The sequence below is a fragment of the Rubneribacter badeniensis genome, from assembly GCF_002899695.1.
Classification (GTDB): domain Bacteria; phylum Actinomycetota; class Coriobacteriia; order Coriobacteriales; family Eggerthellaceae; genus Rubneribacter; species Rubneribacter badeniensis.
The window spans coordinates 1-5931 of record NZ_PPEL01000127.1 but is presented as its reverse complement, the minus strand read 5'-3'; the positions used below and the strand labels follow the sequence as shown (position 1 = coordinate 5931).

Annotated in this window: 5 protein-coding genes; all 5 read left to right on the top strand. The window is 67.7% G+C overall.

Annotated elements, in window-relative coordinates:
* Positions 1-104 precede the first annotated feature (104 nt).
* The 5 genes from isdE to C2L80_RS12870 all read left to right on the top strand — a co-directional run bounded on the left by isdE (position 105) and on the right by C2L80_RS12870 (position 5924).
* Complete coding sequence (gene isdE, locus C2L80_RS12890; protein WP_204600612.1) at positions 105-1196, top strand: heme ABC transporter substrate-binding protein IsdE; 1092 nt, start codon at positions 105-107, stop codon at positions 1194-1196.
* A 12-nt stretch (positions 1197-1208) separates the two neighbouring features.
* Positions 1209-2201, top strand: a complete 993-nt coding sequence (locus C2L80_RS12885) for a FecCD family ABC transporter permease (RefSeq protein WP_087195438.1) — start codon at positions 1209-1211, stop codon at positions 2199-2201.
* The gene (locus tag C2L80_RS12880) at positions 2191-2967 is read left to right on the top strand and encodes an ABC transporter ATP-binding protein (RefSeq protein ID WP_087195439.1); all 777 of its coding nucleotides are present in this window, start codon (positions 2191-2193) and stop codon (positions 2965-2967) included. The genes C2L80_RS12885 and C2L80_RS12880 overlap by 11 nt, the downstream gene beginning before the upstream one ends.
* Positions 2968-3004: 37 nt before the next feature.
* The gene (locus tag C2L80_RS14495; RefSeq protein WP_239939013.1) at positions 3005-3781 is read left to right on the top strand and encodes a YbaN family protein; all 777 of its coding nucleotides are present in this window, start codon (positions 3005-3007) and stop codon (positions 3779-3781) included.
* A 637-nt stretch (positions 3782-4418) separates the two neighbouring features.
* Entirely contained in the window at positions 4419-5924 is a 1506-nt protein-coding gene (locus C2L80_RS12870; protein WP_087195441.1) for a Na+/H+ antiporter NhaC family protein, read from the top strand.
* The last annotated feature ends 7 nt before the right edge of the window (positions 5925-5931 follow it).

Here is a 5931-nt window from a genome sequence, read left to right as displayed (position 1 = left end):
GGGCGGCGGCGCGGCTGCCGGCAAGGGCGGCAAGCCCGCGGCGAAGGATGCCGCGCCTGCGGGCGGCGCTGCGCCCGCCGACGACGCCGACGAGGACGCGAGTCGTGCCTAAGCGCGCATCGATATCGCGCAGGATCGCGAGGGCGGCGCGCCGTATGGGCGCGGCCGCCCTCGCGGCGTGCCTTTCGTGCGCGCTCGTGCTGACGGGGTGCGTCGACCAGCATCCCGAGCGCGTCGCGCGCGAGGACGGCACCTACGAGCCGCGCATCGTGGCCACCTCGCCCGCCGTCGCCGAGATATGCGACAAGCTCGACCTCGACCTCGTGGGCGTGCCCACCACGTCGCGCGGTCTGCCCGAGCGCTACGCCGACCTCGACCAGGTGGGCACGGCCATGGCCCCTGACCTGGAGATCTTGAAGTCGCTGCGCCCCGACTACGTGCTCTCTCCCAACTCGCTGCAAAGCGATCTGCAACCGAAGTACGCCTCGGCCATGATGGCCTCGGTGTTCCTCAACCTGCGCAGCGTGCAGGGCATGTACGACTCCATCTCCTACCTGGGCGAGAAGTTCGGCCGCGAGGAGCAAGCCCAAGCGCTCGTTAGCGAGTACACCCAGTTCATCGAGGAGTATCGCGCGCAGAACGAAGGCAAGGAAGCGCCGACGGTGCTCATCTTGATGGGCGTCCCCGGCTCGTATGTGGTGGCCACGCCGAACAGCTACGTGGGCAGCCTCGTGGAGCTGGCCGGCGGGCAGAACGTCTACGCCGACTCCGAAGAGGAGTTCATCAACGTGAACACCGAGGACATGCAGGCGCGCGACCCCGACATCATCCTGCGCACGTCGCATGCCCTGCCCACCCAGGTGATGGCCATGTTCGCCAACGAGTTCGCCACGAACGACATTTGGAAGCACTTCCGCGCCGTGCAGGAGGGGCAGGTGTACGACCTTCCCTCCGACAAGTTCGGCATGAGCGCCGAGTTCAACTACCCCGAGGCGCTCGAGGTCTTGCAGCCCATCCTCTACGGAGAGCAGGAGGGCAGCGACGGCACCACGGTGGGCGAACAGGCGGCTGCCGCAGCGGCCGAGGCCTTGGCCGCGGGCAATGCCGAAGCCGTTGCCGATGCGGTCGCCGACATGACGGGCAGCGCGGGCGGCTCAGGCTCCGGGGTGGCCAGCATCGTAGACAAACAGGAATAAGGAAGGTATCGCATGGTAAGCCCCTTGCGCAAAGCGGCGGCGTTCGTCGTCACGGCGGTGGCGCTTGTCGCGCTGTTTCTGGTCGCCGTGAACGCGGGAAGCCTGCAGGTGACCCCCGAACAGCTGTTCAACGGCCTGTTCGTGGCGTACGACGACACCGTGTCCACGATCTACGACCTGCGCTTCCCCCGCATCTTCATCGCGATGGTGGGCGGCGCGGCCACGGCGGTGTCGGGCGTGCTTCTGCAGGCCGCCATCCGCAACCCGCTGGCCGATCCGGGCATCATCGGCATCAGCTCCGGCGCGTCGCTGGCCGCCGTGCTGGTCACCGGGTTCTTCCCGGCGCTTCTGTTCTTCACGCCCGTGTTCGCGTTCGCCGGCGGGCTTATCGCGTTTCTGCTCGTGTACAGCCTGTCGTGGCGCGGCGGGCTGTCGCCTCTGCGCATCATCCTCGTGGGCGTGGCGGTGAGCACCATGTTCACGGGCATCATGTCGGCGTTCAGTTCGAGCGGCGGGGCCACCTCCAGCAGCGTGACCAGCCTCGTGGACGCCAACATCACGATGAAGACCTGGGACGACTTCCAGACGATCGCCATCTACGGGGCCATCGGCCTGGTGATCGCCCTGCTTGTGACGAAGCGCTGCGACCTTCTGGCGCTCGAGGACAAGACGGCGCGCTCGCTGGGCGTGGACGTGAACAAGAACCGCATGTTCATTTCGGCTGTCGCCGTGCTTTTGGCGTCGGTGTCCACGGCCATCATCGGCCCCATCAGCTTCCTCGGCCTCATCGTGCCGCACGTCGCGCGGCTTTTGGTGGGCACGTCGCACAAGGTGCTTGTGCCGTACTCGGTCGTACTCGGCGCGTTCTGCCTGCTTCTGGCCGACACCATCGGACGCACCATCGCCGCGCCCTACGAGATCAGCGCCGCGGTGATCATGTCCATCGTGGGCGGCCCTGTGTTCATCCTGCTGTTGAGAAAGGCGCGGAGCAGCTATGGCGAATAACGTGTTCACGATCTCCGGCCTGTCGTTCGCATACGGCCAGAAGCGCATCTTCGAGGGGCTTGACCTTTCTTTGCGCGAGGGCGTGGTGACCACGCTCATCGGGGCGAACGGATCCGGCAAGTCGACGCTGTTCAACCTCATGACGAAGAACCTCAAGCCGAGCGCGGGCAGCGTGTTTCTGCGCGGCGGCGACGTGGGGCTTCTGCGGCTGCGCGACTTCGCGAAGCTCGTGGCCATTGTGCACCAGCGCAACACCGCTCCGGCCGATCTGTCGGTGGAGAAGCTGGTGGAGTACGGGCGCTTCCCGTACCGGGCGCTCGGGCGGCGCGCGGATGCGGCCGAGGACGAGCGCATGGTGAAGTGGGCGCTCGAGACGACGGGGCTTGCGGAGTTCGCCCGCCAGTCGGTGTCGTCGCTGTCGGGCGGCCAGGCGCAGCGCGTGTGGATCGCCATGGCGCTCGCGCAGGGGTCGAAGGTGCTTCTGCTCGACGAGCCCACCACGTATCTGGACGTGCGCTACCAGTTGGACATCCTGCGGCTTGTTCGGCGGCTGAACGAGGAGTTCGGCATGACCATCGTCATGGTGCTGCACGACATCAACCAGGCGCTGCACTACAGCGACGAGGTGGTGGCGCTGGCCGACGGGCGCATCGTGGCCCAAGGCGCGCCCGAGCGCATCGTGACGTCGGAGCTGCTTGAGCAGGTGTACGGCATCTCGCTGCGCGTGGTGGACGTGGACGGCAAGCCGTTCGTGCTGGAGGTGTAGGGCGATGGGTACCGAGGGGCGCGTCGAGGGGCGCGCGATGCGGGAGGTGCGGAGCATGGGCGGCGCGCGGGTTGCGGGCGGTGCGTCGGCGACGGCTGGCGCGCGGGCTGCAAGTGGCGTGTCGGGGCCGACCAGTGCGCGGGCTGCGGGCGATGCGCGGAGTGCAGGAGGCGAGCGGGTTGCGGGCGGCGCGGCTGCGGCTGGCGCGAGGACTGCGGCTGGTGTGCGGGCTGCGGGCAGTGTGCCGGCGGCGACCGGCGTGTTGGCGACGGCTGGCGTGCGGGCTGCGGCTGGCGTGTCGGCGGCGGTCGGTGTACGGGCTGCAAGTGGCGCGTCGGGGCCGACCAGTGCGCGGGCTGCGGGCGATGCGCACGATGTGCGCGGCGCTCGGTTCGAGGATGGCAAGGGGGTTGCGATGGGAACCGACGGTGGCAATCGGCGCGTGACGCGCCATCTGTGGGCGACCGGAGGCTTTCTGTTCTTCGGTCTGGCGATGGTGGGCGTGGCGCTTCCGTTTCTGCCGACCACGCCGTTTTTGCTGGTGGCGGCCTTTTGCTTCGCGCGCAGTTCCGAGAAGTTGAACACCTGGTTCAAGTCCACCAAGCTCTACCACAAGGTGCTCGAAGGGTACGTGACCAGGCGTCGGATGACCGTCAAAGCAAAGCTCACCATCCTCGTGCCCGTGACCATCTTGCTGGGCATTGGGTTCGCTCTCATGGCGAACGTGCCGGTGGGACGCGCTGTGGTGGCGGTCGTGTGGGTGGCCCATGTGGTATACTTCGGCTTCGTGGTCAAGACCGACCGGGAATCCTAACGCAGAGAAACGTCCTCGCCGCGCGCCCGCGCCCCCTTTCCGCGTTTGGAGAGGGGGTGCGAGCGCGTTCTGCGGGGGCGCGGCGGGCGGGCGCGTTCTGCGGCGTTCTGTGGGAGACGCACTACGTCTCGCGGGCGGGCGCGGGCGACGCACTGTGTTTTGCGGGGCGTGCAGGTGCGGTTCGTGGGGCGTGCGGGCGGGGTGGGTGGCGTGCGCGTCTTGCGAACGCGTTTTTGCGCGCGAGGCGTTTCGTCTGTCTGCGGAAGATGCAGCGTGCGACGCGCGGCGGGCGTCTCGCGGGTGGGCGCGGCGGGCGACGCGCTGTATCTTGCGGTGTCGCTCGGACGGTGTCTTGCAAGGCGCGCAGAGAGGGCGAGGGATGCCATGCGGGTTGGACGCAGATGCGGGTAGGGTGAGGGGCGTCTTGCGGGGCACATTTCGCGGAACTCGTCTTGTGGGGTGCCGCGCTCTGTCTTGCGGGTAGGTGCGGGCACGTTCTGCGCGGCGAAGGCGGGGCTGGGCGCGGGCCTTCGAGCTTTCGCTCTCGGAGGCGCGGCGCTCTCGCGCGACGCGTCTTCGCACGCGGCTCTGGACGGGTCGTCGGTCGAAACGATGGGAAGGACGGAAGGGAGCGATCATGGGCTCGGAGGGAGCCAAGACGAAGACGGTGAGGTTTCGCCACGGCATGCTGGCGCTGGGGTCGCTTGCGGCGGTTATGTTCGCGTGCGTGGTGGGGCTGGGATCCGAGCCTCAGGTTCCCATGGTCGTCGGATGCGCCCTTGCGGGCGGCATCGCAATGTACCTGGGATTTTCGTGGGAGGACGTGCTCGACGGCATGGTGAGGGGCATTACCGAATCGCTTGAGGCCGTGCTCATCCTCATGGCCATCGGCATGCTCGTGGGCGTGTGGATCGAATCGGGCACGGTGCCCACCATGATCTGCTACGGCTTGCAGGTGGTGACGCCCGAGCTGTTCCTTCCCCTTTCGTTTCTGGTGACGGCGGCGGTGGGCGTCGTGCTGGGCGCATGGGGCGCTGCTGGCACGATCGGCATCGCGTTTCTGGGCATCGCGGCGGCGCTCGACGTTCCGCTGGGCATGGCTGCGGGCACGGTGGTCGCCGGCGCCTACGTGAGCGAGATCGTCTCGCCTTTGGTCGACGGCCCGAACCTCACGGCTGCCATTTCGGAGTGCGGCGTGTTCTCGCTGTGCAAGCGGTTTCTCGTGGTCGTCTTGGTGGTCTGCGCGGGGTGCGCGGCGGTCTATCTGGCGATGGGGTTGGGGTTTGGCGCGGCGGGGGAGGCGTCAGCCGGTTCCGGATCGGGGCAGGTGGATGCTCTGCTGATGTCGCTTGAGGCTACCTACGACATCGGCCCGCTCACGCTCATCCCCCTCTTGGCGATGATCGTGTGCATCGCCTTGAAGGTGCCCGCCATCCCGTCGTTTCTCGTGGCCATCGCCATCGGTATGGTGGAGGCGGTCGCTTTGCAGGGGATCGATTTGGCGACGATGGTGGAGGTTGCCAACACGGGCGTGACGAGCGCCACCGGCATCGAGGATCTCGACCGGTTGCTCAGCAACGGCGGCATACAGTCCATGATGGAGACGATCTCCATCATCGTGCTGGTGATGGCGTATGGCGGCGTGTTGCAGCGCACGGGCCTCATGGATTCGCTCGTCGAACCCATCGTGAGCAAGCTGCGCCGGTTCGGCCAGCTGGTGGCGGCGACGGTGCTCTCGGGCGCGCTCTACAACGTGCTTTTGCCCGACCAGTATCCCGCCATCACGCTGTCTGCGCAGATGTATCGCAAGGAGTATCGCCGTCGCGGCGTGCCCAACGACGTGTGGGCGAACATCGTGAACTCGAGCGCGGGCATCACGTCGGTTCTGGTGCCGTGGAACACGTGCGCGGTGTACATGGTGACGGTGCTGGGCGTGGGGTGCCTGGAATACGCGCCGTATGCGTTTTTCTGCTATGCGTACCCGCTGGCGGTGCTGGTGCTGGGGGCGCTGTTCGGGAGGCGGCTCGGCTGGGCGGGCGCTGCGGGTCGCGTTGACGGGCTCGATGGGAGAGGGAGCGTTGCTGCTGACCGGGCGGTTGCGGACGCGCTGGAAGGCGAGGCGGCGGGGGAGGCGTCGCGCTGAGCGGCGC